The organism is Allobosea sp. CCNWLY174 (assembly GCF_037120455.1).
In the GTDB taxonomy this organism is placed as follows: Bacteria; Pseudomonadota; Alphaproteobacteria; order Rhizobiales; family Beijerinckiaceae; genus Allobosea; species Allobosea lupini.
Window position 1 is genome coordinate 132550 of record NZ_JBBBBQ010000002.1, and the last position, 26817, is coordinate 159366.

At 67.3% G+C, this 26817-nt stretch carries 26 protein-coding genes; 16 read left to right on the forward strand and 10 right to left on the reverse strand.

Annotation, left to right across the window (positions count from 1 at the left end; translation table 11 throughout):
- Position 1: 1 nt before the first annotated feature.
- Both V7S63_RS07410 and V7S63_RS07415 read right to left on the reverse strand, forming a co-directional pair.
- On the reverse strand, positions 2 to 1933 hold the full coding sequence (locus tag V7S63_RS07410; RefSeq protein ID WP_336529745.1) for a uroporphyrinogen-III synthase: 1932 nt from the start codon (positions 1931 to 1933) through the stop codon (positions 2 to 4).
- Between the two features lie 31 nt (positions 1934 to 1964).
- Positions 1965 to 2165 carry a hypothetical protein gene (locus V7S63_RS07415; RefSeq protein WP_100959761.1) on the reverse strand — a complete coding sequence of 67 codons (201 nt, stop codon included), beginning with the start codon at positions 2163 to 2165 and terminating at the stop codon, positions 1965 to 1967.
- A 94-nt stretch (positions 2166 to 2259) separates the two neighbouring features.
- On the opposite strand from V7S63_RS07415, the gene tsaD reads away from it, so the two are divergent.
- The 5 genes from tsaD to acs all read left to right on the forward strand — a co-directional run bounded on the left by tsaD (position 2260) and on the right by acs (position 7186).
- Positions 2260 to 3303 carry a tRNA (adenosine(37)-N6)-threonylcarbamoyltransferase complex transferase subunit TsaD gene (gene tsaD / locus V7S63_RS07420; RefSeq protein ID WP_336530230.1) on the forward strand — a complete coding sequence of 348 codons (1044 nt, stop codon included), beginning with the start codon at positions 2260 to 2262 and terminating at the stop codon, positions 3301 to 3303.
- Positions 3300 to 4298, forward strand: coding sequence for an NAD(P)H-dependent glycerol-3-phosphate dehydrogenase (locus V7S63_RS07425; protein WP_336529746.1), 999 nt, complete (start codon positions 3300 to 3302; stop codon positions 4296 to 4298). The genes tsaD and V7S63_RS07425 overlap by 4 nt, the downstream gene beginning before the upstream one ends.
- Positions 4299 to 4313: 15 nt before the next feature.
- A complete protein-coding gene (locus V7S63_RS07430; RefSeq protein WP_091836329.1) occupies positions 4314 to 4643 on the forward strand; it encodes a hypothetical protein in 330 nt (109 codons plus the stop codon).
- Positions 4643 to 5053 carry an EVE domain-containing protein gene (locus tag V7S63_RS07435; RefSeq protein WP_091836327.1) on the forward strand — a complete coding sequence of 137 codons (411 nt, stop codon included), beginning with the start codon at positions 4643 to 4645 and terminating at the stop codon, positions 5051 to 5053. The genes V7S63_RS07430 and V7S63_RS07435 overlap by 1 nt, the downstream gene beginning before the upstream one ends.
- 180 nt (positions 5054 to 5233) lie before the next feature.
- Positions 5234 to 7186: an acetate--CoA ligase gene (gene acs / locus V7S63_RS07440; RefSeq protein WP_336529747.1), complete on the forward strand. Its 1953-nt coding sequence runs from the start codon at positions 5234 to 5236 to the stop codon at positions 7184 to 7186.
- A gap of 13 nt (positions 7187 to 7199) precedes the next feature.
- Here acs and V7S63_RS07445 read toward each other — a convergent pair whose 3' ends face one another.
- Both V7S63_RS07445 and V7S63_RS07450 read right to left on the reverse strand, forming a co-directional pair.
- A complete protein-coding gene (locus tag V7S63_RS07445) occupies positions 7200 to 8999 on the reverse strand; it encodes a GGDEF domain-containing protein (protein WP_336529748.1) in 1800 nt (599 codons plus the stop codon).
- Positions 9000 to 9094: 95 nt separating this feature from the next.
- The gene (locus V7S63_RS07450; protein WP_091836320.1) at positions 9095 to 9550 is read right to left on the reverse strand and encodes a Fur family transcriptional regulator; all 456 of its coding nucleotides are present in this window, start codon (positions 9548 to 9550) and stop codon (positions 9095 to 9097) included.
- Between the two features lie 129 nt (positions 9551 to 9679).
- Between V7S63_RS07450 and V7S63_RS07455 the strand changes: the two genes are divergently transcribed.
- From V7S63_RS07455 to V7S63_RS07470, 4 genes are read left to right on the forward strand one after another with little or no spacing between them, the layout of a single operon-like run.
- The gene (locus V7S63_RS07455) at positions 9680 to 10600 is read left to right on the forward strand and encodes a metal ABC transporter substrate-binding protein (RefSeq protein ID WP_336529749.1); all 921 of its coding nucleotides are present in this window, start codon (positions 9680 to 9682) and stop codon (positions 10598 to 10600) included.
- Positions 10597 to 11505: a manganese/iron ABC transporter ATP-binding protein gene (locus V7S63_RS07460; protein ID WP_442896432.1), complete on the forward strand. Its 909-nt coding sequence runs from the start codon at positions 10597 to 10599 to the stop codon at positions 11503 to 11505. The genes V7S63_RS07455 and V7S63_RS07460 overlap by 4 nt, the downstream gene beginning before the upstream one ends.
- Positions 11505 to 12356 (forward strand): metal ABC transporter permease, encoded by an 852-nt coding sequence (locus V7S63_RS07465; RefSeq protein WP_336530232.1) that lies wholly within the window; start codon positions 11505 to 11507, stop codon positions 12354 to 12356. Before V7S63_RS07460 ends, V7S63_RS07465 begins: the two co-directional genes overlap by 1 nt.
- Positions 12353 to 13198 carry a metal ABC transporter permease gene (locus V7S63_RS07470; RefSeq protein ID WP_336529750.1) on the forward strand — a complete coding sequence of 282 codons (846 nt, stop codon included), beginning with the start codon at positions 12353 to 12355 and terminating at the stop codon, positions 13196 to 13198. Before V7S63_RS07465 ends, V7S63_RS07470 begins: the two co-directional genes overlap by 4 nt.
- 2 nt (positions 13199 to 13200) lie before the next feature.
- Here V7S63_RS07470 and V7S63_RS07475 read toward each other — a convergent pair whose 3' ends face one another.
- Both V7S63_RS07475 and V7S63_RS07480 read right to left on the reverse strand, forming a co-directional pair.
- A complete protein-coding gene (locus V7S63_RS07475) occupies positions 13201 to 14007 on the reverse strand; it encodes a transglutaminase-like domain-containing protein (protein WP_091837099.1) in 807 nt (268 codons plus the stop codon).
- Between the two features lie 93 nt (positions 14008 to 14100).
- Complete coding sequence (locus V7S63_RS07480; RefSeq protein ID WP_336529751.1) at positions 14101 to 14853, reverse strand: enoyl-CoA hydratase-related protein; 753 nt, start codon at positions 14851 to 14853, stop codon at positions 14101 to 14103.
- Between the two features lie 176 nt (positions 14854 to 15029).
- On the opposite strand from V7S63_RS07480, the gene V7S63_RS07485 reads away from it, so the two are divergent.
- On the forward strand, positions 15030 to 17102 hold the full coding sequence (locus tag V7S63_RS07485) for a 3-hydroxyacyl-CoA dehydrogenase NAD-binding domain-containing protein (protein WP_336529752.1): 2073 nt from the start codon (positions 15030 to 15032) through the stop codon (positions 17100 to 17102).
- 4 nt (positions 17103 to 17106) lie between these two features.
- On the opposite strand, the gene V7S63_RS07490 is transcribed toward V7S63_RS07485, so the two are convergent.
- Positions 17107 to 17586, reverse strand: coding sequence for an Lrp/AsnC family transcriptional regulator (locus V7S63_RS07490; protein WP_091836306.1), 480 nt, complete (start codon positions 17584 to 17586; stop codon positions 17107 to 17109).
- A gap of 186 nt (positions 17587 to 17772) precedes the next feature.
- Here V7S63_RS07490 and V7S63_RS07495 point away from each other — a divergent pair, with 186 nt between their 5' ends.
- Positions 17773 to 18294, forward strand: a complete 522-nt coding sequence (locus V7S63_RS07495; protein ID WP_336529753.1) for a cysteine dioxygenase — start codon at positions 17773 to 17775, stop codon at positions 18292 to 18294.
- Positions 18295 to 18309: 15 nt separating this feature from the next.
- On the opposite strand, the gene V7S63_RS07500 is transcribed toward V7S63_RS07495, so the two are convergent.
- Positions 18310 to 18993, reverse strand: coding sequence for a nitroreductase (locus V7S63_RS07500; RefSeq protein ID WP_336529754.1), 684 nt, complete (start codon positions 18991 to 18993; stop codon positions 18310 to 18312).
- The gene (locus V7S63_RS07505) at positions 18990 to 20705 is read right to left on the reverse strand and encodes a lysine--tRNA ligase (protein ID WP_336529755.1); all 1716 of its coding nucleotides are present in this window, start codon (positions 20703 to 20705) and stop codon (positions 18990 to 18992) included. The genes V7S63_RS07500 and V7S63_RS07505 overlap by 4 nt, the downstream gene beginning before the upstream one ends.
- A 202-nt stretch (positions 20706 to 20907) precedes the next feature.
- Between V7S63_RS07505 and V7S63_RS07510 the strand changes: the two genes are divergently transcribed.
- The 5 genes from V7S63_RS07510 to V7S63_RS07530 all read left to right on the forward strand — a co-directional run bounded on the left by V7S63_RS07510 (position 20908) and on the right by V7S63_RS07530 (position 25915).
- Positions 20908 to 21987: an ABC transporter substrate-binding protein gene (locus V7S63_RS07510; protein ID WP_336529756.1), complete on the forward strand. Its 1080-nt coding sequence runs from the start codon at positions 20908 to 20910 to the stop codon at positions 21985 to 21987.
- 217 nt (positions 21988 to 22204) lie between these two features.
- Positions 22205 to 22930 (forward strand): ABC transporter ATP-binding protein, encoded by a 726-nt coding sequence (locus V7S63_RS07515; protein ID WP_336530233.1) that lies wholly within the window; start codon positions 22205 to 22207, stop codon positions 22928 to 22930.
- A gap of 24 nt (positions 22931 to 22954) precedes the next feature.
- Positions 22955 to 23731 carry an ABC transporter permease gene (locus V7S63_RS07520; RefSeq protein WP_091836293.1) on the forward strand — a complete coding sequence of 259 codons (777 nt, stop codon included), beginning with the start codon at positions 22955 to 22957 and terminating at the stop codon, positions 23729 to 23731.
- A 202-nt stretch (positions 23732 to 23933) separates the two neighbouring features.
- Positions 23934 to 25331, forward strand: a complete 1398-nt coding sequence (locus V7S63_RS07525; protein WP_336529757.1) for an aminotransferase-like domain-containing protein — start codon at positions 23934 to 23936, stop codon at positions 25329 to 25331.
- Positions 25332 to 25474: 143 nt separating this feature from the next.
- Positions 25475 to 25915, forward strand: coding sequence for a DUF983 domain-containing protein (locus tag V7S63_RS07530; protein WP_091836288.1), 441 nt, complete (start codon positions 25475 to 25477; stop codon positions 25913 to 25915).
- On the opposite strand, the gene V7S63_RS07535 is transcribed toward V7S63_RS07530, so the two are convergent.
- Positions 25870 to 26730, reverse strand: a complete 861-nt coding sequence (locus tag V7S63_RS07535) for a transporter substrate-binding domain-containing protein (RefSeq protein WP_091836286.1) — start codon at positions 26728 to 26730, stop codon at positions 25870 to 25872. The genes V7S63_RS07530 and V7S63_RS07535 overlap by 46 nt on opposite strands.
- Positions 26731 to 26817: the final 87 nt, after the last annotated feature.

Below are 26817 nucleotides of genomic sequence, written 5' to 3' on the forward strand. Positions count from 1 at the left end.
CTCAGCCTGCCGTGCCCAGCGCCGCGACCGCATCCTGCGCGATGCGGTTGATCGTCGTTTCCGCGCTCGCGCGCTGCTTCAGCGCCGCGCCGAAGGCTTCGCTGCCACGCCGCGCCGGCTCGGGCAGTTGCGTCCAGAGCTCAGCGGCCTTGGCGATGTCGTTCTGGACGAGGGCGCCCTCCAGCCTGATCGGCAGGGTCGCAGGATCGCTGGAGCCGGAGTCGCCGACGGGGCGAATGGTGACGATACGGCTCGCCAGTCCGAGCAACTTGTCTTCCCAGCTGTTCGCGGCCGGGGTGGTCTCGCGCACGAACAGGGTCTGATGGCTCTTGAACTGCGCCAGCAGCTTGTCGCGTGTCGGCGCTCCGGTGCCGGCGACGGCGGCGAGCGCCGCCTTCTGCTCGGCAGGGATATCGCCGAGCGCGGTCAGGTCGGCCTGGAAGGGTCGGCCGGAGCCGATCGCGTCGCGGATCCGCTCGGCCAGGACGACGCGGGCGGCGGCGAGCGCCTGCCTGCTCGGCTGGGCGGCGCTCTTGGCCGCGGCCTCGACGCCGGCAAGGCGCTGGCCCAGCGTCGCTGCCGCATCGCGCGCGGCGGCGGCCGTGCTGTCGGCGCGGTCGACCTTCTCTGTCAGCCCGGCGGGGGCGCCTCCGCCGGCCGGGGCGGCCTTGGCCAACTCGGCGAGCCGGGCGGCATTGGCCTGCGCTTCGCTGCCCGCCTTGGCGGCGCTTTCGGCCGCCGCCGTCGCCTTGCGGTCGATGGCGCCGATCGCGGCGCTCTGCGCCTGCAGGTTCTCGACGCGCTTGGCGAGCTCAGCCAGCCGCGCGCCCTCATCGGGACCGGCGAGGCGCAGAGCCAGCAGGACCAGGCCGGCGCCGATCACCCCGCCGGCGAGGCCGGCGAGCGCGACGGTCGGCAGGCTGTAGCGGCGCTGCTGCTCCGGCACCGGCGGCGGCGTGAATTCTTCGGGGAGCGCCTCGGTCGGCAGGACCGCTTCGGCGGCGGTCTCGATGCGTTCGGCTTCGGCTGCGGTCGTCGTCGAGGCGGCAGCCTCTGCGGGGGCCGTTTCCGTGGCCGGAGTGGCGGCCAGCTCGATGGTCGGCGGCGTCCGGCCGGAGCGATTGCGGCGCTTGCCGGTCTGGCCCTGGTCGCTGCTCGGTCCCGCCGCCATCTCGTCCTTGTCCGCCTTGTCGTCCGCCGCTGCCGGCTCCTTAGCATCGCCGGTCAGCAAAGTGCGAGCGGGAAGCTGATCGAGTGCGGCGAAGAGCGCGGCTTCCTCAGGATGCTCGGCGACGAGCACGGTGTCGGACCCTGCCGAGATCAGCGGTGCGGCGATCGCGACCGAGAGCGCGAGCTGCGGCAGGGCCTGCGCCTGCTCGGTTAGCCCGGCCTTGCCGGCGAGGTCGAAAAAGATCTCGGCGCTGCGCGCCGAATAATGCAGGGCGGCATCGGCCGAGCCATCGCGCAACGCATCGGCGGCCGGAGCGGGCAGGGCGTCGACGGCCTTGGCTTCATAGGCGGTCCAGATCGTCACCTCTTGGCCGGCGTCGCCCAGTTGCTGCGGCAGGTCTTCGTGCCGGTCGCGGCCGGCGACGAGGAGCAGCTTCTGGCCCTTCGGCAACTGTTCCAGAATCAGCGCCAGCAGCTCGGCGCGCCCGCCCCTGGCGCTGTGGGCGGTGAAGCCGAGTTTGCCGGCAGCGTCCGCAGTGCGAGCGCCGACACAGAACGCAGGCAGGACGCCGCGCCAGCTCTTCGGCAGGCCCTCCAGCGCCGGCACGGCATTGGCGCTGGTCAGCACCAGCGCGTCGAATGGTCCCTTGGGCGGCTTCTCGCCTGTTGGCAGGACCTGAAACAGCGGCGCGACCACCGGGTCCTTGCCACGCTCGCGCAAGCTCTGAGCGCTGCGCTCGGCATCCTCAAGCGGTCTGAACACCAAAACGCGCATATCGTCTCCTCGGGCGGGCTCAGGCCGGATCGAAGCTGCCGGGCTGGATACGGATGCGAGATCCGCGCCCGATCCTCGCTCCCTGCGCGGCCTCCGTGACGGAACCAAGGCATTCGCCGACAAGGATGGCATAACCGGCGATCGGTATGTCCGTCATCTGGTGCGAGCTCTCCGGTTCTGTGCGGATGGGCCGACGCTGGGCATTGGCCTTCTCCTTCATGCAGCACTATACGGAGGAAATCCCCGCGCGAAACCGCGCACCTCGGCGGCAGCCCGGCGACCAGTGCCGATGCCCGCCCAACATCATGACGAGCATGCGAGTTCTGGGCATAGAGACGACCTGCGACGAGACGGCCGCCGCGATCGTCTGCGTCGAACGCTCCGGCGAGGCCAAGATCCTGTCGAACGAGGTTCTCAGCCAGATCGCGGCCCATGCCGCCTATGGCGGCGTCGTGCCGGAGATCGCGGCGCGTGCCCATGTCGAGGCGATCGACCGGATCGTGGCGCGTGCTTTCGAGAGCGCCGGCATGAAGCCGGCCGAGATCGACGGCGTCGCGGCGGCAGCGGGGCCGGGGCTGGTCGGCGGCGTCATGGTCGGCCTCACCACCGCCAAGGCGATCGCACTGGTGACGGGCAAGCCCTTCATCGCGATCAACCATCTCGAAGGTCATGCGCTGACGGCGCGGCTGACCGACGATCTCGCCTTCCCCTATCTGCTGCTGCTGGTCTCCGGCGGGCATACGCAATTGCTCGCGGTGCGCGGTGTCGGCGATTATCTCCGGCTCGGTACGACCATCGACGATGCGGTCGGCGAAGCCTTCGACAAGATTGCCAAGATGCTCGGCCTGCCCTATCCGGGGGGACCTTCGGTCGAGCGCGAGGCACGCAGCGGCGATCCCGAGCGCTTCGAGTTCCCGCGGCCGATGAGCGGCCGGCCCAATCCGGATTTCTCGCTGTCCGGCCTGAAGACGGCGGTACGGCTGGTCGCCGAGCGGATCGCGCCGCTGTCCGATCGTGATGTCGCCGATCTCTGCGCCTCCTTCCAGGCTGCGGTGGTCGACGTGCTGGTCGATCGCACGCGGGCGGGCCTGCGCGCCTGCCGCGAGGCCGGGATCAAGCCGTCTTCGCTGGTCGTTGCCGGTGGCGTTGCCGCCAACCAGCAGATCCGCAATGGCCTGGTGCGGCTTGCGACCGAGGCCGGGCTGCCGATGGTCGCGCCGCCGGTCGCACTCTGCGGCGACAATGGCGCGATGATCGCTTGGGCCGGGCTGGAGCGCCTGCGGCTCGGCCTCGTCGACGACATGGGCGCGGTGGCACGCCCGCGTTGGCCGCTCCAAGAACTCAGGGCGCAGGCGTGAGCGCAAAAAGCCTCTACCGGACGATAGGCGTCGCCGGCGCCGGTGCCTTCGGCACGGCGCTGGCGCTCGCGGCGGCGCGGGCCGGGCGGCGCGTCGTCCTCTGGGCCCGCGACGCGGAGACAGTGGCGAGCCTGCGCGAGAAGCGCGAGGCGCCGCGGTTGCCGGGGGCAAAGCTACCCGAGGCGATCGAGCCGACTTCCGACATCGCGCTGGTGGCCGGGGTCGAGGCGCTGATCCTGGCGGTGCCGACCCAGGCCTTGCGTTCGGCCGCGACGCTGCTGGCGCCGGCGCTGCCGAAAGGGCTGCCGGTGATCTCGGCCGCCAAGGGCATCGAGCAGGGCAGCGGACGCTTCACCACGCAGGTCATCGCCGAAGCGCTGCCGCAAGCTTGTCCGGCGGTGCTGTCGGGGCCGAGTTTCGCCGCCGACATTGCGCGCGGATTGCCGACGGCGCTGTCGCTAGCCTCCGCCGACGCCGCTCTGGCCAAGGCACTGGCGGAGGCGCTGAATTCCTCGGCGCTGCGCCTCTATCACAGCAATGATCCGCGCGGCGTCGAGATCGGCGGTGCCGCCAAGAACGTGCTCGCCATCGCCGCCGGCATCGCCATCGGCCTCGGGCTCGGCGAGAGCGCGCGGGCTGCCCTGGTGGCGCGCGGATTTGCGGAACTCCGCCGCTTCGGCGAGGCGCATGGCGCGCAGGCCGAGACGCTGATGGGGCTGTCGGGGCTGGGCGACGTCGTGCTCTCCTGCGCCACGGCGCAATCGCGCAACTTCGCCTATGGCCAGGCGCTGGGGCAGGGCAAGACCCCGACTGACGCGTCCGGCGGCAGGCTCGCCGAAGGCGCCTTCACAGCCTCTGTGCTGGTCGAGATGGCGCGTGCGGAGGCGATCGACATGCCGATCGCCGAGGCCGTATCAAGCATCATCGCTGGGGCAGTCGGGGTGCGCGAGGCCGTCGCCGAGCTGCTGGCGCGGCCGGTGCGGGCGGAGAACTGAGCGGAGAGGATATGCATGGCGAATGACTGGTCCGATCTGACGAAGCGCGTCGCGCGCGGCATCGCCGAGGTGCGCAAGACCACGGGGGCCGAACTGGTGGCCGAGAGCCAGCCGGTGCCGCTCGCCGGGCGCATTGCCCAGCGGGTGATCGAGCTGCGCCGCCGGCGCGCCGAGGACACGCATCGCTTCGTGCTGATCCTGCCCTTCGGCGAAGCCGAGGTTCGCGTCGAGCTCAGCCCGCAGGACTATGCCGGGCTGACGCGCGAGATGGTCAGGTTCTGGAACGAGAATGGCGAGGCGGCATCGCGGCCGCCGGTGCCCCTGAAGGAAGAGGACGAAGGCTGATGGCGCACTGGCTGATCAAATCGGAACCGTCTGTCTACTCCTGGGACGACCTGGTCAAGGCAGGCGCCAAGGGCACGCATTGGGACGGGGTGAAGAACCACACCGCCAAGCTCAACCTGATGGCGATGAAGACCGGCGAGCAGGTCTTCTTCTATCACTCGAACGAGGGTCTCGAGGTCGTCGGCATCGCCGAAGTCATCAAGGAGCACTATCCCTGGACCGAGGCCGGCCCGCCCTGGGTGCTGGTCGATTTCAAGGCGCTGAAGCCTTTGCCGAAGCCGGTTTCGCTCGCCGCCGTCAAGGCGGAACCGAAGCTCGCCAAGATGGCGCTCGTCACCTCCTTCCGCCTCTCGGTGCAGCCGGTGACGGACGAGGAATGGGCTCTCGTCTGCAAGATGGGCGGGCTCTGACGACCACGATTTCCGCCGAAAGTCGCAGCAACGAAAGTGCGAGCCCGCGGCGCTTGTCGGCGTGATGTCGCGCCCTATGATGCGACCAACTTGAAAAAGGCCGGTCGGATCGCGGTGGCATCGCCGTCGCGATCTGCATGCCGGCCCCGATGACGGCCGAAGTCCGGGGAGACGCCTGTTATGACCGAGATGATCTACGACGTGCCGGCTTCCTGGGCGAAGAAGGCCTATCTGAACGACGCCAAGTACAAGAAGATGTATACGGCCTCGATCAAGGACCCGGACAAATTCTGGGCGGAGCAGGGCAAGCGGATCGATTGGTTCAAGCCTTACACCAAGGTCCGCAACGCCAGCTACAAGCCGGGCAAGGTCTCGATCAAATGGTTCGAGGACGGCACCACCAATGTCGCCTTCAACTGCATCGACCGGCATCTTGCGACGCGCGCCAAGCAGACGGCGATCATCTGGGAAGGCGACGACCCCTCGGAGTCGAAGAAGATCAGCTACGGCCAGCTCTATACCGAGGTCTGCAAGTTCGCGAACGTACTGAAAGCCAAGGGCGTCAAGAAGGGCGACCGGGTCACGATCTACCTGCCGATGATCCCGGAAGCGGCCTATGCGATGCTGGCCTGCGCCCGGATCGGGGCGATGCATTCGGTGGTGTTCGGCGGCTTCTCGCCGGATTCGCTGGCGAGCCGCATCGAGGACTCCGATTCGAAGATCGTGATCACCGCCGATGAAGGCCTGCGCGGTGGCCGTGCCGTGCCGCTGAAGAAGAATGTCGATGCCGCCGACGACAAGGTGAAGGGTGGCATCGCGACGGTGATCGTGGTCAAGCGCACCGGTGGCAACGTCACCATGAAGGACGGCCGCGACGTCTGGTATCATGACGAGATCGCCAAGGTGTCCGGCCATTGCCCGCCGGTCGAGGTCAAGGCGGAGGACCCGCTGTTCCTGCTCTACACCTCGGGCTCGACGGGCAAACCCAAGGGCGTGCTGCACACCAGCGCCGGCTATCTCGTCTACGCCGCGATGACGCATCAATACGTCTTCGACTACCATGACGGCGACATATACTGGTGCACCGCCGATGTCGGCTGGGTCACCGGGCACAGCTACATCCTCTACGGGCCGCTCGCCAACGGCGCGACCACGCTGATGTTCGAAGGCATCCCGACCTATCCGACGATCTCCCGCTTCTGGGAGGTGATCGACAAGCACAAGGTCAACATCTTCTACACCGCCCCGACCGCGATCCGCTCGCTGATGGGCGCCGGCGAGGAGCCGGTGAAGAAGACCAAGCGCAAGTCGCTGCGGCTGCTCGGCTCGGTCGGCGAGCCGATCAATCCCGAGGCATGGGAGTGGTATCACCGCGTCGTCGGCGAGCGCCGCTGCCCGATCGTCGACACCTGGTGGCAGACCGAGACCGGCGGCATCCTGATCTCGCCGCTGCCGGGTGCGACCAAGCTCAAGCCGGGATCGGCGACGCGGCCCTTCTTCGGGGTCAAGCCCGAGCTGGTCGACGCCGAGGGCAAGGTGCTGGAGGGCGCGGCCGAGGGCAACCTCGTCATCGCCGAGAGCTGGCCCGGCCAGATGCGCACGGTCTATGGCGACCACAAGCGCTTCGAGGAGACCTATTTCGCGACTTATCCGAACAAGTACTTCACCGGCGACGGCTGCCGGCGCGACGCCGACGGCTATTACTGGATCACCGGCCGCGTCGACGACGTGATCAACGTCTCCGGCCACCGGATGGGCACGGCCGAGGTCGAATCGGCGCTGGTGGCGCATCCCAAGGTCTCGGAAGCGGCCGTGGTCGGCTACCCCCACGACATCAAGGGGCAGGGCATCTACGCCTATGTCACGCTGATGGCCGGCGAGAAGCCCTCTGCCGACCTGAAGAAGGAGCTGGTTTCCTATGTCCGCAACGAGATCGGCCCGATCGCCTCTCCGGACCTGATCCAGTTCGCGCCCGGCCTGCCCAAGACCCGCTCCGGCAAGATCATGCGCCGCATCCTGCGCAAGATCGCCGAGGACGAGTTCGGCGCGCTCGGCGACACCTCGACCCTGGCCGATCCGGCCGTCGTCGACGACCTGATCGCCAACCGGCAGAACAAGCGAAAGGCGGGCTGAGGCTCGGGCGGCCTCAGGCTGCCCTGACCCGATCGGCCACGATCTGACCGGCGAGCCTGTGCTCGCCGGCGACGCCGACCCGGTTCCGGCCTTCGGCCTTGGCCATGTAAAGCGCCTGATCGGCTGCTTCGATCAATATCTTCCAGCCAGGGCCATCGCGTCGGCCCGTGGCGACGCCGAAGCTCGCAGTGACGCGCACTTCGGTGCCGTCGTCGAGCGCGATCGCCTGCTCGGCGATCGCCGCGCGCAGCGTTTCCGCGATCCGCGCCAGCGTGCGCAGGGAGGTGCTCGGCAGCACGATGGCGAACTCCTCGCCGCCATAGCGCATGACGAGGTCGTTCTTGCGAACCATGTCCACCACCAGCCCCGCCGTGGCCCGCAGGACCTGATCGCCGGCGATGTGGCCATAGGTGTCGTTGATCAGCTTGAAGCGATCGATATCCATCAGGATCAGGCCGGTTTCGACGGGCAGGTCGGCGAAGCCGGAGTCGTCCTGGCCAAGGCGATCGAACGTGCGGCGGTTGAGCAGGCCGGTCAGCGCATCGGTTTCGGCCTGCACCTTCAGGCGCTCGGTGAGGCGCAGGCGCTCGCGCAGCTTGAGGCGCAGCGATTCAAGGGCCGCGAACAGCTCATGAATCTCGCCGCCATGCCTGCTGACGCGCGTCGGCTGGTCGAGATTGCGTTCCTCGGCCAGTGCCACGATGTGGTTGCGGGCCTGCAGCAGCGGGCGGAAGATGCGCCGGCGCGCCAGCACGAGCAGTAGCAGATTGGTGAGGACGATCAGAACGGTGAAGGCCACGACGAGCTGAAGCCAATGGACGCTGTTCGCCCGGGTGGCCCGTGCATGCGCCAGCATATCGTCGAGGAAGCCGTCACGCAGGCGTTCCAGCGGCGCCATCGTCGGAACGTACTGCAAGGTCATCTGTTCGGTGGTGACAGAATAGTGGCCCGTCTTTCCCTCGGCGCTCAGCCGCGCGATGAGATCGAGCCCGTCGCGGAAGTAACGGATTCTCGCCTCGCCGACGGCGGCGACCAACTCGGGCGCGTCGACGTGCAGGGCAAGCTGGTGTTCGAGCGATTGCCAGATCTGCAGGACGCGCCCATGAGTCAGGATGAGTTCGTCGTAAGCCGTCGCGGAGAGCGGCTGGCGCGCAGCGATCGACGGGGCGAGAAGGGATCCGAGCCGCCCTGCATACTCGCGCAGATCGCCAAGCATCAGCCCGGTCAGGGCATGCCCCGTCAGCGAGATGTCGTGTTCCATCAGCTCGGCCATGGCGGCGAGCACCACTGGCCGCATCGTCTCAACGACCCCGAACATGCCCGCGATCACGCTGCGGATCTCGGTGGTGTCGCGCTCGGCCAGTGGCCGTGCGCTCAGCCGATCCGCTGCGCGTCTTGCCGCGACGAGGCTGGCGCGGACGTTGTCCAGCTTGTCGCGATCGACGAGACGCCGGGTGATCTCATTACCGTCATCGGGTGTGATCTCGGCCAGGGCCTGATCGCTCACTGTGCGGAATTTGGCGAGCTTGCGCGCGGCAGGGCCGTCCGCCGCCGGCTCCTCGCCGAGCACGCTGTTCATCGGGCCGCGTTCGGCCGAGAGCCGGTTCGCTGCTGTCAGCACTTTCCTGTAGAGCGTCAGCGCCTCGAGATTGCGGCTGGCACGGACATAATCGCTGCCGAGAATGGTGATCAGGCCGAGCGCCAGTGCAAGCGAGAGCGCGAGCAGGACCATGCAACCCAGAACGAGCTTGGTATCGAGGCTGGCGCCCGAGCGCGGGCGAATGGCGGCTCGCAATTCGAAACGATTACTCAAAGCTAATGCACGCTTCCTACAGGCAAGTTGCCGTTGCGTGAGCTATCGAAGTGGCGATTGAGATTCAGTAAACTCATTGCCGCCAAGACTCGGCTTCAGCCTTCGCCGGGTTTGCGGCGGCCCTTCCGGCCGAGCTTCCTGCCATAGAGTTCGAGCTTGTGGCGGACGATCTCGTAGCCAAGTTCGGCCGCGATCTTCGCCTGGAGCGCCTCGATTTCGGGCGAGGAGAATTCGACGACCTGGCCGGTCTCGACATCGATCAGATGGTCATGGTGCTGCTGGTCGGCGTGCTCGTAGCGCGAGACGCCGTCCTCGAAGGCATGGCGCTCGATCGCGCCCTGCGTCTCCAGCAGTTTCATCGTGCGATAGACGGTCGAAAGCGACAGCGTCGGGTCGTGCAAGAAGGCGCGCGTGAAGATGCCCTTCGCATCGGGATGGTCATCGGCCTCGGCCAGGACCCGCAGGATCAGCCGGCGCTGCTGGGTCATGCGCAGGCCCGCCTTGCGGAGCTGGTGCTCGAATTCCGTTACGCGCTGGTCGATTCCTTTCATGCGCGAGAGGTAGCAACCCTGAGACGCATTTGCAAAAATGACTTGTCGCAATTGGGTTGCAATTGCGTTGACAGATGCAAATAGTTTGCAATAGCGTTGTACCAATCGCTGTTCGCTATTGGAGAGACCATGCCCTCGCGCCGCTGTTTCCTTGATCTCGTCGCAGCTGCGACGCTGACGCTTGGCCTCGCCGTTTCCGCTGGAAGCGCCCTGGCACAGGCCGCGCCCGGCAAGCCGCTGCGCGTCGTCACGACCTTCACGGTGATCCAGGACATCGCCCAGAACGTCGCCGGCACGGCGGCGATCGTCGAGTCGATCACCAAGCCGGGAGCAGAGATCCACGATTACCAGCCGACTCCGCTCGACGTGGTGAAGGCACAATCGGCCGATCTCGTGCTCTGGAACGGCATGAACCTGGAGCGCTGGTTCGAGAAGTTCTTCGACAATGTGAAGAACGTCCGGAGCGCGGTGGTGACGGACGGCATCGCGCCGATGGGCATCAAGGACGGACCCTATGAGGGCAAGCCCAATCCGCATGCCTGGATGTCGACGGCGAGCGCGCTGATCTATGTCGAGAACATCCGCAAGGCGCTGGCTGAGGCCGATCCGGCCAATGCCGCGACCTATGCCAAGAACGCGGCCGACTATTCCGCGCAGATCAAAGCGATGGACGCGCCTCTGCGCGCCCGACTCGACAAGGTGCCGGCCGAGAAGCGCTGGCTGGTCTCCAGCGAGGGCGCCTTCAGCTATCTGACGCGCGACTATGGCTGGCGCGAAGCCTATCTCTGGCCGATCAACTCCGACGAGCAGGGCACGCCGCAGCAGGTGCGCCGCCTGATCGACCTCGTCCGCAAGAACAAGATTCCGGCCGTGTTCAGCGAGAGCACGATTTCGGACCGTGCCGCCAAGCAGGTCGCGCGCGAGACCGGCGCCAAATATGGCGGCGTGCTCTATGTCGACTCGCTCTCCGATGCGCGCGGCGCGGTGCCGACCTATCTCAAGCTGCTCGAAGTCACCGTCGATACCATCGCGAAAGGGTTCGGCCAGTGAATCCGCGGACCGCCGAGATTCGCCCGGGGCAGGGAGCGACGCCGTCGATCGTGGTCAGCGGCGTCACCGTGCGCTACGCCAATGGCGTCACCGCGGTGAACGATGCCTCCTTCGCGCTCGGCCCCGGCACGATCTGCGCGCTGGTCGGCGTCAACGGCTCAGGCAAGTCGACGATCTTCAAGACGCTGATGGGCTTCCTCAAGCCGGCGCAGGGGCTGGTCAGCATCGCCGGTATGGAGGTTCGCGCGGCGCTGAAGCGCGGCCTCGTCGCCTATGTGCCTCAGGCCGAGGAAGTCGACTGGACCTTCCCGGTGCTGGTCGACGACGTCGTGATGATGGGGCGCTACGGCCATATGGGCTTCATGCGCATGCCGCGTAAGGCGGACCGCGAAGCGGCCGAGCTGGCGCTCGAGCGCGTCAACATGCTGGAGTTCCGCCGCCGCCAGATCGGCGAACTCTCCGGCGGCCAGCGCAAGCGCGTCTTTCTGGCGCGGGCGCTGGCGCAGGGCGGGCAGGTGATCCTGCTCGACGAGCCCTTCACCGGTGTCGACGTCAAGACCGAGGACCAGATCGTCGGGCTCATGCGCGAACTCAGGGCGGAAGGCCGGCTGATGCTGGTCTCGACCCATGATCTCGGCTCGATCCCGGATTTCTGCGACCAGGTCGTGATCGTCAACAAGACCGTGCTCGCGGCCGGGCCGACCGAGACGACCTTCACCCAGGACAATCTGCAGCGGGCCTTCGGCGGCGCGCTCCGGCATTTCCGCCTGGAGGGCGCGAGCCTGCATGCCGACGCCGACCAGCGCCGCGTCACCGTGATCACCGACGACGAGCGCCCGCTCGTCTTCTACGGCGATCGCGATCATGAGAAGCCCGCCGCCGGCAGGAAGGACGGGCAGCCGTGATGGAGCTCCTGCTCGAACCCTTCGGCTATCAGTACATGGTCAAGGCGATCTGGGTCTCGGCTCTGGTCGGCGGCGTCTGCGCCTTCCTGTCCTGCTACCTGATGCTCAAGGGCTGGTCGCTGATGGGCGACGCGCTGGCGCATGCGATCGTACCTGGCGTCGCGCTCGCCTATCTCCTGAAGGTTCCCTACGCCGCCGGCGCCTTCTTCTCCGGCCTGCTGGCGGCGCTTGCCATGGCGCTGGTCCGGGTGCGCACGCAATTGCGCGAGGATGCCGTGATCGGCATCGTCTTCACGACGTTCTTCGCCGTCGGCCTGATGATCGTCTCGATCAACCCGACCTCGGTCAACGTCCAGTCGATCGTGCTCGGCAACATCCTCGGCATCTCCGACGAGGACGTCGTCCAGGTCGCGATCATCGCCTTCGTCTCGCTCGCCATCCTGCTGCTGCGCTGGAAGGACCTGATGCTGGTCTTCTTCGATGAGAACCAGGCGCGTGCCGTCGGCCTGTCGCCGACACGGCTGAAGATCCTGTTCTTCGTGCTGCTTTCGGCCTGCACCGTCGCGGCGCTGCAGACGGTCGGCGCCTGCCTCGTGATCGCCATGGTGGTAACGCCGGGAGCAACCGCCTATCTCCTGACCGACCGTTTCGGGCTGCTTATTGCGATCGCGGTGACGATGGGCGTCGTGACGTCGGCGGTCGGCGCCTATGCCAGCTATTTCCTCGACGGCTCCACCGGCGGGCTGATCGTCGTGCTCCAGACGTTGCTCTTCCTCGCCGCCTTCCTGTTCGCGCCCAAGCATGGCCGTCTCGGCGCGCGCCGGGCCGCCAGCGTCGGAGGCCCGGCATGAGCCTCATTCAAACCTGGCTGCTCGCGCCCTTTGCGCACGAGTTCATGCTGCGCGGCCTCGCGGTCGCGGTGATGGTCGGCCTCGTCTGTGCCGTGCTGTCCTGCTTCCTCGTGCTCAAGGGCTGGTCGCTGATGGGCGATGCGGTCTCGCATGCGGTACTGCCCGGCATCGTGCTCGCCCATATCGCGAGCCTGCCGCTCGCCATCGGCGCCTTCGCCGCCGGCCTGACCTGCGCCTTCGGCATCGGCTATCTCAAGGAGAACAGCCGGGTGAAGGAGGACACGGTGATGGGCATCGTCTTCTCCGGCATGTTCGCGCTCGGCCTCGTGCTCTTCGTCAAGGTCGACAGCGACCAGCACCTCATGCACATCCTGTTCGGCAATATGCTGGGCGTGACCTGGGGTGACATCGCCGAAACGGCGCTGATCGCCTTGCCGGTCGCCGGCTTCATGCTGGCGAAGCGGCGCGATTTCCTGCTGCACGCCTTCGACCCGGCGCATGCGCGCGCCATTGGCCTGCCGGTGAAGGCGCTGCATTTCGGCCTGCTCGCCATGCTGGCGCTGACCATCGTCGCGGCGCTCAAGGCGGTCGGCATCATCCTGGTCGTCGCCATGCTGGTCGCGCCCGGCGCGATCGGCTTCCTGACGACGCGCCGCTTCGACCTGATGCTCCTGACCGCGATCGCGGCGGCGGTGACGTCGAGCGTCTTCGGCACGATCCTGAGCTTCCATCTCGATGTCGCGACCGGGCCGTGCATCGTCGTGGTGCAGGCGGTTCTCTTCCTGGCGGCGTTGGCGCACAGCCTGTGGCGCGCCGGACGGCGGCGGATGGCGGCTGCCTGAGCTCAGGCCGCCTGCGCCGGCTCGCTGTCCTCCATGCGGCTGACCTCGACCCACTGGTTGAGGCACTGGCAGAAATTGCCGCTGGTCAAGAAGGCGATGTCGGCCGCGTCGCGCCCAGCCGCGATGCGGACCATGCCGTCGACCGGTGCCAGCCGCGTCGGATCGACCAGCCACCACTGGCCGTCGAGATAGACCTCGAAGACGGCGTGGAAGTCCGGCGGAGCGAGATCGGCTGCATAGACGCTGACGGCGCGGGCCGGCAGATTGAGCGCACGGCAGAGCGCGATGGCGAGATGGCTGAAGTCGCGGCAGACGCCGGCGCGGTCGATGAAGGTCTGCTCGGCCGTGGTCTGGGCGTTGCTGACGCCATGGATGTAATCGACGTGCTCCTGCAGCCAGTCGACCACGGCGAGCACCTTGGCGCCGCCGGCCTCAATGTCGCTGAACTCGCGCTGGGCGAAGCGCATCAGGTTGTCGGAGGGGCAGAAGCGGCTCGGCAACAGATAGGGCAGCACCTCTGCCGGCAGTTCGGCCCAAGCGTGCTGGCGCGCATCGGCGTGCAGCAGGCGGCGTGTGCCGTTGTCGATCGTGCCCTGATACTGGATCGAGACCTGGCCCGACAGCACCCCGCGGAAGCGGCGCATGCCAGTGTCCGCATCCAGGTCCCGGATCAATTCGGCGGGCTGGTCGATCAGCAGTTGCTCCGAAACGATGGTCTGATCCGGGGACCGCGCCGGCTCGATCGCGACGATCACCGGCGTTTCATGGTCGAAGCGATAGACCAGGGTGGCGACGACCTTCAACTTCACATCCTGCTCCTTGCGATTGCCGACGCGCGTCAACGTGACGAGGAGCAGGAAGTTCCGCGATTCCCGCGACAACGGCGCGACAGTTGGGCGCCGTCAGCGCTTGGTCAGGAACGCCATGAAGGCGGCCTGTGCCTCGGCCGATTTCAGGCGCTCGCCGAAATGGCGTGCCTCGGTGCCGATCGTCTCGGCCACGGCGGCGGCGCTGCCGCGCTTCAGCAACGACTTGGTCAGCGCCACCGATTGTGGCGGCAGCGCCGCCAGCGCCCTGGCTTTCTCGAGCGCGGCCGCCAGCGCGCCGCCTTCGTCGGTGACGCCGTTGATCAGGCCGGCGTCCTGCGCGACCTCGGGCCCGAAGGGCTCGCCCAGCATCAGCAATTCGGCGGCGCGCTTGCTGCCGGCGATCAGCGGCAGGAGATAGCTCGAGCCGCCTTCCGGGCAGAGGCCGAGGCTGACGAAGGGCATGCGGAAACTGGCGCTGCGTCCGGCGAAAGCGAGATCGCAATGCAGCAGCATGGTGGTGCCGATGCCGACGGCGAAGCCTTCCGCCGCAGCGACAATCGGCTTCTTCGCCGTCGAGATCGCGGTCAGGAAGTCGATGGCGATCTCGGCGCCGACGCCGGTCGCGGCAGCCGCAGCAAAATCCTTGATGTCGTTGCCGCTGGTGAAGCAGCCGCCGGCGCCGGTGAGCACGACGGCGCGCACCGAGGCGTCGGCATCAGCGGCGGCAAGCGCGTCGATCAGCCCCTGATAGGTGGCGCGGTCGAGCGCATTGCGCCGGTCGGGCCGGTTCATGGTGATCTGCCTGACGCCCTCGGCCGGGGTCTCGCTCAGAACGGTCTCGGTCATGCAAACCTTCTCGAATGTCCTTCCCGCCGGAAACGGGCGGCAGACGATGGGGGAGCCGCTTGCACCGGTCAAGGAAGCCCTTAGGCTCGCGGCATTGCGGGGCTCCCGTCATTATTTTAAATTTCAACTAATTCAGCGGTGCGGTTGCGCTGCGAGCAGGACAGGGTGGAGATCGCATGCCTACCGTTACATTGACCCGCCAGGGCGAGATCGCCGTCGCGACGCTCGACAACCCGCCTGTGAATGCGCTCTCGGCTGCGCTCCGGAATGATCTCAACAACGCGCTGGCGCAGGCGATGGCCGATCCGGCCGTGACGGCACTGATCATCGCCGCCAAGGGCCGCGCCTTCATCGCTGGTGCTGATATCAGCGAGTTCGGCAAGCCGCCGACCCCGCCGATCCTGCCAGACCTGCTGGCGGCGATCGAGGATGCGCCGAAACCTGTGGTCGCCGCGATCGAGGGCGTCGCATTGGGCGGTGGGCTGGAAGTCGCGCTCGCCTGCCATGGCCGCATCGCGACGCCGGCCGCGAAGCTCGGCCTGCCGGAGATCAAGCTCGGCCTGATTCCGGGCGCCGGCGGCACGCAACGCCTGACGCGCCTGATCGGAGCGGCCGCCGCCTTCCCGATGATGCTCTCGGGCGAGCCGATCCCGGCGCAGAAGGCGCTGGCGCTCGGGCTGGTCGACAAGCTCGTCGAGAGCGATGCCACCGCGGCTGCGATCGCGCTGGCGCAGGAGCTGGCAGGCAAGGGCGTGCCGGTGAAGACCAGCGCGCGCACCGACAAGCTGACCGGGAGCGAGCGCGAGGCTTTCGAGGCACTGGCCAAGGATGCGCTGGCGAAATCGGGCGAGATGCCGAATGTCGCGGCGCTGGTCGAGGCGGTGCGCGCGGCCCTGACGTTGCCGCTGGCGGAGGGGCTTGCGACCGAGCGGGCGCTGTTCGTGAAGCTCCTCGGCGACGAGCGCTCCAAGGCGCTGCGCTATGTCTTCTTCGCCGAGCGCGAGGCGGCGAAGGTGCCCGGTATCGACGAGAGCGTGAAGCCGCGTCCTATCGCGCGCGCCGCCGTGATCGGCGCCGGCACCATGGGTGGCGGCATCGCGATGTGCTTCGCCAATGCCGGCATCCCGGTGACGCTGATCGAGACGACGCAGGAGCAGATCGACAAGGGCCATGCCCGGGTGCGCGACACCTATGGCTTCTCGGTCAAGCGCGGCTCGATGACCGAGGCGGTGCGCGAGCAGCGCATGGCCCTGATCACGCCGGCGGTCGGGCTTGCCGCCGCTGCGGAAGCTGACATCGTGATCGAGGCTGCCTTCGAGGAGATGGGCGTCAAGCGGGAGATTTTTGGCGCGCTCGACACGATCGCCAAGCCGGGCGCGATCCTCGCCAGCAACACCTCCTATCTCGACCTCACCGAGATCGCTGCCGTGACGAGCCGGCCGGCCGAGGTGCTCGGCCTGCACTTCTTCAGCCCGGCCAATGTGATGAAGCTGCTGGAGATCGTCCGGCCCGCCGGCGTCGCCAACGATGTCGTCGCAACCGCGATCGGCCTCGGGCGCAAGCTCGGCAAGGTGCCGGTCGTGGTCGGCAACTGCTTCGGCTTCGTCGGCAACCGCATGCTGGAGGCGCGCACCCGCGCCGCCGAGCGCCTGCTCGTCGCCGGTGCGCTCCCGCATGAGGTCGATGCGGCGCTGACCGGCTTCGGCTTCAAGATGGGGCCGTTCGCCATGTCCGATCTCGCCGGCAACGACATCAGCTGGCGCAGCCGCAAGGCGCGCGGCAAGACCGCCGCCGTGGCGGATGCGATCTGCGAGCGCGGCTGGTTCGGCCAGAAGACCGGGCGCGGCTATTACCGCTATCCCGAAGGCGCGCGAGCCGGCGAGCGCGATCCGGAGGTCGAGGCGCTGATCGCCGAGGTCTCGGCGAGGAAGGGCGTAACGCGGCGCAGCTTCACCAGCGAAGAGATCCTGGCGCGGCTGCTCGACCCGATGGTCAACGAGGGCGCGCGCATCCTCGACGAAGGCATCGCCACGCGCGCCGGCGACATCGATACGGTCTGGCTCAACGGCTACAACTGGCCGGCCTGGCGCGGCGGGCCGATGCATTGGGCTGAGAGCGTCGGACTGGCCACCATCGTCGAGCGGCTTGAGCAGCAGGCGAAGGAAAGCGGCGATGCCTCGCTCGAACCGGCGCCGCTGCTGCGCAAGCTCGCGGCCGAGGGCAAGGGGTTCACCTCGCTCCGCGCCTGATCCGTTACGGCTCCTCGGCGGCGAAGCCGAGGGGGATCGCCGTGGTCGACTTCAGCTCCTCCATGGCGAACATGGAGGTGACGTCGCTGAGCTCGATGCGCGAGATCAGCTTCTTGTAGAGTGCATCATAGGCGGAGATGTCCGAGACATAGGCCTTGAGCAGATAGTCGATATCGCCGCTCATCCGATAGAAGTCGACGATCTCGGGCAGGTCGTGTACGGCGGCGTGGAAGCGCTCCAGCCATTCCATCGTATGGCGCGCCGTCTTCACCGCGATGAAGACGGTGACGCCGGCCTTCAGCTTGGTGCGGTCGAGCAGCGCGACGCGCCGCCTGATATGGCCTGCTTCTTCCAGCTTCTGGATGCGCCGCCAGCACGGTGTCGGCGACAGTCCGACCGCCGCCGCGATCTCCGCCAGCGGTTGGCTCGCATCCTGCTGCAGCAGGGCGAGAATGCGCAGATCGAAGGTGTCGAGCCTGGCCACGGCGATGGATCTCCCCGGAACAGAATATCACTCGCTATCTACGAGCGGAAATTATTTTCTCATATCGAGAACTATATTGGTATCAGTTTCTAATTTTGCCGTATTTTGAGCGGCGGATCGCAAACCGTTCCCACCGGGCCCGGCCTATCATCCTCCTGTCATTCGATGCGACGGGGGATCAGGGACATGCAGGGCTTTCTCGGCGAGGAGCGGAGCGGCGCGGTGCTGAATGCCCTGCAGACCCATGAGGGCACCTGCTCGCGCGACTATCTCGCCGCCGCCCGTGCCGTCCTCAACGAACTCGTCGCTATCCCCGACCTGATCCAGGCCCTGCCGCTGCTGCGCAAGCAGGGCGGCTATGCCCGCAACCTGCTCGCCGGCAACGAGGCCGTCAGCGTCTGGGCGATGGTCTGGGGCGAAGGCGCCACGACCTGCATCCACGACCATCACTGCTCGTGCTGCTTTGGCATGGTCGCGGGTGCCCTGACGGAAACCTGGTATCGCGCCATCGATGCCAATCGCGCCGTTCCGACCGAGGAGCATAAGCGCCAGGCCGGCTATGTCGCCTGCATGCTGCCGACCGGGCCGAACATCCACCGCATGCAGAACCGCGGCGTGGGCGATGCGATCTCGATCCACATCTACGGCTACGACCACCATCTGCACGATTCCTCGGTCGAGACCGAGTATACCGCCGTGGCGGGCTGAGGCGCGGGGCGCGCCCTAATCCAGCCAGCTGGTGAAGCCCTCGACCGGCTCGCGCTCCGGCACGAGCCGGTTTGCCGGCGCGTCCGGATCGGCCTTGCCGAGTGCGATGCCGCAGACCACGACCTCGTTCTGTGGAATGGAAAGCTCGCGCCGCACGATTCCATGAAAGCTGGCGAAGATCGCCTGCGGGCAGGAGTCGAGACCATGACCCTGCGCCGCGATCAGCAAGGTCTGGACGAAGGCGCCGAGATCGAGCCAGGAGCCGATCTCGAGATCGCGGTCGACCGTCAGCATCAGCGCGACCGGCGCGCCGAAGAAGCGCAGGTTCGCCTCGGTCTGGCGGCGCATCCCGGCATGGTCGCCCTTGGCGACGCCGAGCAGGCCGTAGAGGTCCCAGCCGACCTTGCGGCGGCGAGAGAGATAGGGCTCGCGGAGGATCGCAGGATAATAGCGATACTCCTCCTCACGCGGGGAGGGATCGTCGAGCGCGGCAACCAGCGCCGTCTCCAGCTTCGCGCGGGTCCTGGGGCCGAGCACGCGCAGGCGCCAGGGCTGCATATTGGTGCCGCTAGGCGCCTGCGCGGCCAGTGCGATCAGGCGGCGCACCAGTGCCGGATCGACGGGATCGGGCAAGAAGGCGCGCACGGCGCGGCGGCTGGCGATGGCCTTCTCGACCGCCTCAGCCGCCGCTGCACTCATGCGCTGAGCGGCTGGCGCGCCGCGAGGAAGGCCTCATGCTCGCGGATCAGCCCGCCATCGAGCGCCTTGGCGATCAGCTTGCGGGTGTTGTCGAGGCCGTAGATCGCGGCGAAGGAGCCGAAGCGCGGGCCCTGATCCTCGCCGAACATCACCTGGTAGATCGCCTTCCACCAGTCGCCGGAGACGCCCGGCCGCTCCGGCGTCGCATTCTTGGCGCTGAGGTTCTGGTAGCGCGGGATGGCGCGGGCGACGTCGAGCGCCGCATCCTGAACCTCTTCGGCGCTAGCACCTGCCGGCAGCGCGGCGAGTGTCGCGTCCAATGCGAGGAAGGCGGCGCGTTCGGTCTCGTCGGCCGGGCGGTAGTGCTTGGCCGGCTTCACGAAGTCTCTGAAGTAGGCGAGCGCGTAGCCGACGAGCGCATCGAGCCGCGGATGGCTCTCAGGCGAAATGCCGGGCGCATAGCGCTGCAGGAAGCCCCAGAGCACCGCCTTGTCCTCGGAGTTCGCGACGGCGACGAGGTTCATCAGCAGCGAGAACGAGATCTGCGTGCGCACCGCATAGTCGCCGGCGCCGGTGGCGACCACCTCCGGCTGCGGCGGTGTGCCGGCATGGATGTGCCAGACCGGATTGCCGAGGCGGTTCTTCCAGTCCTGCCGATCATAGCCGCCCAGGAACTGAAGGTAGTCGTCGACCGCGCGCGGGATCACGTCGAAATGCAGCTTCTTGGCCTCGCGCGGGCGCGAATACATGAACAGCGCCAGCGACTCCGGCGGGCCATAGCTCAGCCAGTCTTCGATGGTCAGGCCATTGCCCTTCGACTTCGAGATCTTCTGGCCCTGCTCGTCGAGGAAGAGTTCGTAGTTGAAGCCCTCCGGCGGCGTGCCGTCGATCGCGCGGGCGATCTGCGAGGAGACCTTGACCGAGTCGATCAGGTCCTTGCCGGCCATCTCGTAGTCGACGCCGAGCGCGACCCAGCGCATCGCCCAATCCGGCTTCCATTGCAGCTTGGCATGGCCGCCGGTCACCGGCGTGGTGAAGCGCTCGCCGCTCTGCGGATCGGTCCACGTGATGGTGCCGGCCTCGACATCGCGCGCCTCGATCGGCACCTGCATGACGATGCGGGTCTTCGGATGGATTGGCAGGAAAGGCGAATAGGTCGCGGCGCGCTCCTCGCGCAGGGTCGCCAGCATGATCGACATGATCTTGTCGAAGCGGGCCAGCATCCTGAGCAGGGTCGTGTCGAACTCGCCGGCGCGATAGGCGTCGGTCGAGGACTTGAACTCGTAGTCGAAGCCGAACTGATCGAGGAAGGCGCAGAGCCTTGCATTGTTGTGCCGGCCGAACGAGTCGTGCGTGCCGAACGGGTCCGGCACCTCGGTCAGCGGCTTGCCGAGATGCTGCGCCAGCAGCTCCTTGTTCGGGACGTTGTCCGGCACCTTGCGCAGGCCGTCCATATCGTCCGAGAAGGCGATCAGCCGGGTCGGGACAGCGCCGTCGGTCAGCACCTGGAAGGCATGGCGCACCATCGAGGTGCGCGCGACCTCGCCGAAGGTGCCGATATGCGGCAGGCCCGACGGACCGTAGCCGGTCTCGAACACCACCTCCCGCTTGCCCGATTTCTGCAACCGCGCCACGAGCTTCTTGGCTTCCTCGAACGGCCAGGCGGCCGAGACGCGGGCGGCTTCGATCAGCGCGGGTTCGAAAGCGGGCATTTTGGCTAGAGGTCTCGCAGGATAGGGCAGGGAAGGGCGCGGTTTCGCAGATATGCGCGTGCGGTGCAACAACCGGGACGCCATCTGCCGGCAAGATGGAAAACGCCTGCCTGAAAAAGCGGCAGACAACCCCGCCCGGTCGATTGACTCACAAGAGAGCCCCGTTAGCGTCGTCGTACAACATAAGCAGGGGTCGGCTTCGATGGTTCGTGAGGTTAAGTGGGGGCATTCCGGCTCGCAGCGGGCCGGCAAGTGTTTGGCATGGGCGCTCAGCCGCCGCGTCGTGCTCGCCGGCGCGGCTGCGCTGGCCCTGGGAGCGATGTCGCCGGCGCAGGCGCAGACCGCGGTCAAGTTCACGCTCGACTGGGTGTTCCAGGGGCCGACCTCGCCTTTCCTGGTTGCGCTGGAGAAGGGCTACTACAAGGCCGAGGGGCTGGACGTGACGATGGATCCCGGCCAGGGCTCGGCCGGCGCGGTCCAGCGCGTCGCCACCGGCGCCTACGATATCGGCTTCGCCGATGTGAACTCGCTGATCGAGTACAACGCCAAGAACGCCGGCAAGGAGATCCTCTGCGTCTTCATGGCCTATGACTTCCCGCCCTTCGGCGTGCACACGCTGAAGAAGACCGGCATCACCAAGCCGGCCGATCTCGCCGGCAAGAAGCTGGGCGCGCCGGTATTCGACGCTTCGTTCCGGCTCTTTCCCGCCTTCGCCAAGAAGGTCGGCATCGATGCCAAGAGCGTCAATCACGTCAACCTGACGCCGCAATTGCGCGAGCAGTCGATGGTGCAGGGCACGGTCGACTTCATCAGCGGGCACTTCTTCTCCTCGGTGCTCGACCTCAAGGCGCGCGGCGTGAAGCAGGAGGACATCGTCTCCTTCAACTACTCCGACTACAAGATGGACGTATACGGCAACGGCATCATCGTCTCGCCGGCCCTCGCCGAGAAGCCTGAGGTGGTGAAGGGCTTCCTGCGCGCCACGGCCAAGGCCTGGAAGGAGGTCGCCGCCAATCCGGCTCTCGGTATCGCCGCCGCCAAGAAGCGCGACCCGCTGATCGACGAGAAGCTCGAGACCGAGCGCCTCGACCTGTCGCTGAAGATGAATGTGCTGACGCCCTTCGTGAAGGAGAACGGCATGGGCGATGTCGACCCGGCGCGCTTTGCCCGCTCGGTCACCGACGTTGCCGACGCCTTCGGCCTGCCGGCCGCGCCGGCACCCGACAAGGTGTTCACCAACAAGTTCCTGCCGCCCAAGGCGGAGCGCATGGTCGCGCCGTAATCGACCTGGCCACCCGCTCCAGCCCTCATCCTGAGGAGCCGTCCCACCAGGGACGGCGTCTCGAAGGATGCTTCAGGAGGCTCCCGTGACATCTGGACCATCCTTCGAGACGCAGCCTGCGGCTGCTCCTCAGGATGAGGGCTCGCGAAGGCGAGCCGACACGCCTCTCGTCGAACTGCGCAAGGTCAGCCTCGCCTATGGCAGCGGGCCCTCGCGCATGCTGGCGCTGGAGGATGCGACGCTCGATATCGCCAAGGGCGAGTTCATTGCCGTGGTCGGCCCCTCCGGCTGCGGCAAGTCCACGCTGATGAAGCTGGTCACCGGGTTGCTGCCACCGAGCGGCGGCGAGGTCCGGGTCCACGGCCAGCCGGTCAAGGGCCCGATCCGCGGTGTCGGCATGGCTTTCCAGGCGCCGACGCTGATGCCCTGGCGCACGACGCGCGACAACATCCTCCTGCCGCTCGAAGTGGTCGAGCCGCACAAGCGCCGCTTCCGGGCGAACAAGGCCGAATACGTCGAACGGGTGGAAAAGCTGCTCGCATCGGTGGGCCTCGGCGGCTTCGGCGACAAGTTTCCCTGGCAGCTCTCCGGCGGCATGCAGCAGCGCTCCAGCCTGTGCCGCGCGCTGGTCCACGAGCCCGAGATCCTGATGCTCGACGAGCCCTTCGGCGCGCTCGACGCCTTCACCCGCGAGGAGCTCTGGGGCGTGATGCAGGCGCTCTGGCTGGAGCGCCGCTTCACCGCCGTGCTGGTGACGCACGACCTGCGCGAGGCGGTCTATCTCGCCGACACCGTCTATGTGATGAGCCGCCGGCCAGGACGGATCGTCAAGATCAGCAAGATCGAGCTGCCGCGCCCGCGCACGCTGGAGACGACCTTCACCGCCGAGTTCGTCGACATCGTCCATGATCTGCGCGAACGCATCCATATGGAGCATGCGTGATGCGGCCCCGGCAGGACCAAGGTCATGACTGATCGGCAGAGGCAGATCCTGCTCGTTGCCATGCCCTGGCTCGCCATGGCGGGCCTGCTGCTGCTCTGGGAACTCGCCTGCATCGTCTTCGACGTGCCGGAGATCCTGGCGCCGAAGCCCTCCCGCATCTTCGAGGTGATGATCCAGCGCTGGGACATCCTGCTGCGATACTGCCTGGAGACCTTGTGGACGACGGCGATCGGCTTCGTGCTAGCGATCGGCTTCGGCGTTCTGCTCGGCCTTGCCGTCGGTGCCTCGCCCTTCGTCTATTCCGGGCTCTACCCGCTGCTGATCGCCTTCAACGCGGTGCCCAAGGTCGCGATCGTGCCGATCCTGATGATCTGGCTCGGAGTTGGCGCCCTGCCGGCGATCATCACCGCCTTCGTCATCTCCTTCTTCCCGATCGTGGTGAACGTCGCGACCGGCCTCGCCACGATCGAGCCTGAGATGCGCGACGTGATGCGTTCGCTAGGCGCCAGCCAATGGGAGATCCTGACCAAGGTCGGCGTGCCCCGCGCCATGCCCTATCTCTTCGCCAGCCTGAAGGTTGCGGTGACGCTCGCCTTCATCGGCTCGGTGATCTCCGAGACGGTCGGCGGCAATCGCGGCATAGGCTTCCTGATGCTCTCGGCCGGCGCGCGCAACGACTCGGCCACCACCTTCGCCGGCCTCTTCGCCATCGCGATCATGGGCGTGCTGATGTACGCAGCCTGCGCCCTGGTCGAGCGTCGGATGACGCGCTGGGCGTTCAGGGGCGAGATCGTCAGCTGACAGGCGGTCGACCTCTCCCGTCATTGCGAGGAGCAAAAGCGACGCAGCAATCCGGGGGCCCCAGAGCTCTACGCCCTTCTGGCTTGCTTCGCTTCGCTTGCAATGACGATCGAAGTCGGAGCGCTCTCGCTAGTGACAGCGCGGCTGCGCAACAATATACAGTCAATCCATTCAGTGCTTCGCCTTTCGACGGATCGCATCGATGGATTGGCTCCCCGACCTGACCCAAAGCGACAAGCCGCGCTATCTTGCCATCGCGGACCGCATCGCCGCCGACATCGCCGCGGGAGCGCTGTCGGCGGGTGACAGGCTGCCGCCACAGCGCCGGCTGGCCGAGGCGCTCGCCGTCGACTTCACCACCGTGGCGCGCGGCTATGTCGAGGCGCAGCGGCGCGGCCTAGTCGAGTCGCGGGTCGGGCAGGGCACCTTCGTCAAGGCGGTGCCGACGAAAGCCGTGGCGCCGGACAGAGACTCGATACCGCGCGTATCCGCGCCGGAGCTGGTCGACCTCTCGATGACCTTACCGCCGGAGCCCGATGATCCGGCACTGGTCGCCCGGCTGCGGCAGGGCATGGTCGAGGTCAGTGAGCGACTGGTCAGTCTGCTGCGCTATCAGCCGCTCGGTGGCTCGCCAGCCGACAAGGCTGCTGCTGGGCTTTGGCTCGGGCGGCGCGGGCTTGCTCCCGCCCCTGAACAGCTCTTCGTCGTCCCGGGAGCGAATGCGGCGCTGCTGGCGATCCTGAGCGCTCTCGCCAAGCCCGGCGACGCAGTGCTCTGCGAGGCGCTGACCTATCCCGGCATTCGCTCGATCTGCGCGCAGCTCGGCCTGCCCCTCACCGGTCTGGCGATGGATGGCGAGGGCCTCGATCCCAAAGCTTTCGCCGAAGCCTGCGGCCGCCTGAAGCCGAAGGCGCTCTATCTCAATCCCGTGCTGCAGAACCCGACGACGATCACCATGCCAGAACGGCGACGCGGGGAGGTCGCAGCGATCGCCCGCCGGCATGGCGTGGCGATCATCGAGGACGATGCCTATGGCTTCCTGCCGCCCGATGCGCCCGCTCCCTTCGCGGCGCTGGCGCCGGAGCTGACCTGGCACATTGCGGGCCTGTCGAAATGCCTTGGGGCCGGCTTGCGGCTCGCCTATGTCGTGGTGCCGGATCTCCGTTCCGGCTGGCCCTTCGCCGCCGCGCTGCGGGCCAGCAGCATCATGGCCTCGCCCCTGACCGCGGCGCTTGCGACGCATTGGATCGAGGACGGCAGCGCCGATGCGCTGCTTGCCTTCGTCAGGGCGGAGACGGCGGCGCGGCAGCGACTCGCCGCCGAAATCCTGCCGGCGGGCTCGAGCAGCGCCGATCCGCTCAGCTTCAATCTCTGGCTGGAGCTGCCGCAGCCATGGACCCGGGCCGCCTTCGTCGGGCAGATGCAGGCGACCGGAATCGGCATCGTCGCCAGCGATGCCTTCACCGCGAAAGGGCCGGCGCCGGAAGCTGCCCGCATCTGCCTGGGAGGGCCAATCGGCCGAAAGGCGCTGGGCGATGCGCTCGCCTTCATGGCGCACGCACTGGAGCAGGCTCCGGAAGCGAGTGTCAGAGCGCTCTGATCGGATCGGGACTGTGCCCAATGCATAGGGTGCGACAGTGCTGCATACGCATGAATATTGACTGCAATCAATATCGGGATTATGTGGCTGTCAATCTCTGGTGAATGCAGTCAATTTCGTTGCTTCACCGTCAGGAGGACGACATGGCACATCAGCATTGGCCCGCGCTGTCTCCGCTCAAGACCGGCCTGCGCGGCCGCTGCCCGCGCTGCGGTGAAGGACAGCTCTTCGACGGGTTCCTGACTCTGAAGCCGCGTTGCGAGGCCTGCGGGCTCGACTATTCCTTCGCCGATCCGGCGGATGGCCCGGCCTTCTTCGTGATGATGTTCGTCTGCGTGCCGGCGGTAGCCTTCCCGCTCTGGCTGGAGCTGAGCTACCAGCCACCGACCTGGGTGCATCTGGTCACGACCTTGCCGCTGGTGCTGCTGACCTGCATCCCGCCCCTGCGGCCGCTCAAAGGTTGGCTGGTCGCCTCGCAGTATTTCTACAAGGCCGAGGAAGGGCGCCTCGCCAAGCCGAGCCAGCCCGCCAGGGATGATCAGAACGGGCTGACCGGGAAAAACCGGATGAACAGCCTGGCATAGGTGCCGTCGTCCCAGAGGCCCTGCAGCGCGTAGTCGATCGCCCGCTTCAGCGCGAGATCGTCCTTGCGCAGCAGGAAGCCGACGCCCTCGCCGAAATAGCGGGCTTCGAGATAGGGGCCGCCGGCGAAGGCGAATTCGCTGCCGCCACGGCCGGCGATGCTCAGCGCCAGCGAGACCCCGTCTCCGAAGACATATTCGGCATCGCCGCTGCGTAGCATGGCAAGGGCCGCCTGCAGGTCGGGTGCTGTTCGGCGCTGGATGAACGGGGCGAGGCGCTCGAGGAAGGCCTCATGCGCGGTGCTCGCGACCACGGCGACGCGGGTGCCGCGCAAGCTCCCCAGTTCGAGGTCCGCACGGGCATTGCCCCGCGTCGTCAGCAGCCTTGCGGGCGAGCGGTGGTAGATCTGGCTGGCGGCGAAGCGGGTGCGCAATTCGACAGTGACCGGGATGGCGGCGGCGAGCACGTCGCCGCGTCCCTCGGCGAGGGAGTCCAGCAAGGTGTCGAAGCGGCGCGCCTGGATGGTGCAGCTCAACATCAGCTTCTCGCAGACGGCTCGTGCGAGCTCGACGGAGAATCCGGTGACGCCGCCTTCCGGCGTGGCGAAATGCATCGGCGGGAAATCATCGTCGGTCAGGAAGCGGATCACGCGCGGCGGGCCGGGATCGGGCCGCTCGACTCTGACATTCGGGTCCCAGTAGTTCGGCACGACATAGGTTGCGGCCGGCTGCGCCTGAGCCTTCGCTTCCGCTGAGGGCAGGAGCAGCAATGCGGCGAGGGCACTGGTGGCCAGGGCGTTGGCGAAGCGGGCGAACATCGCCTGTATCTGGCGTCAGGGCGGGGCGGGGATCAAGGGCAGAAGCTCGTCATTCTCGGGCGGAGCGAAGCGCAGGCCCGAGAATCT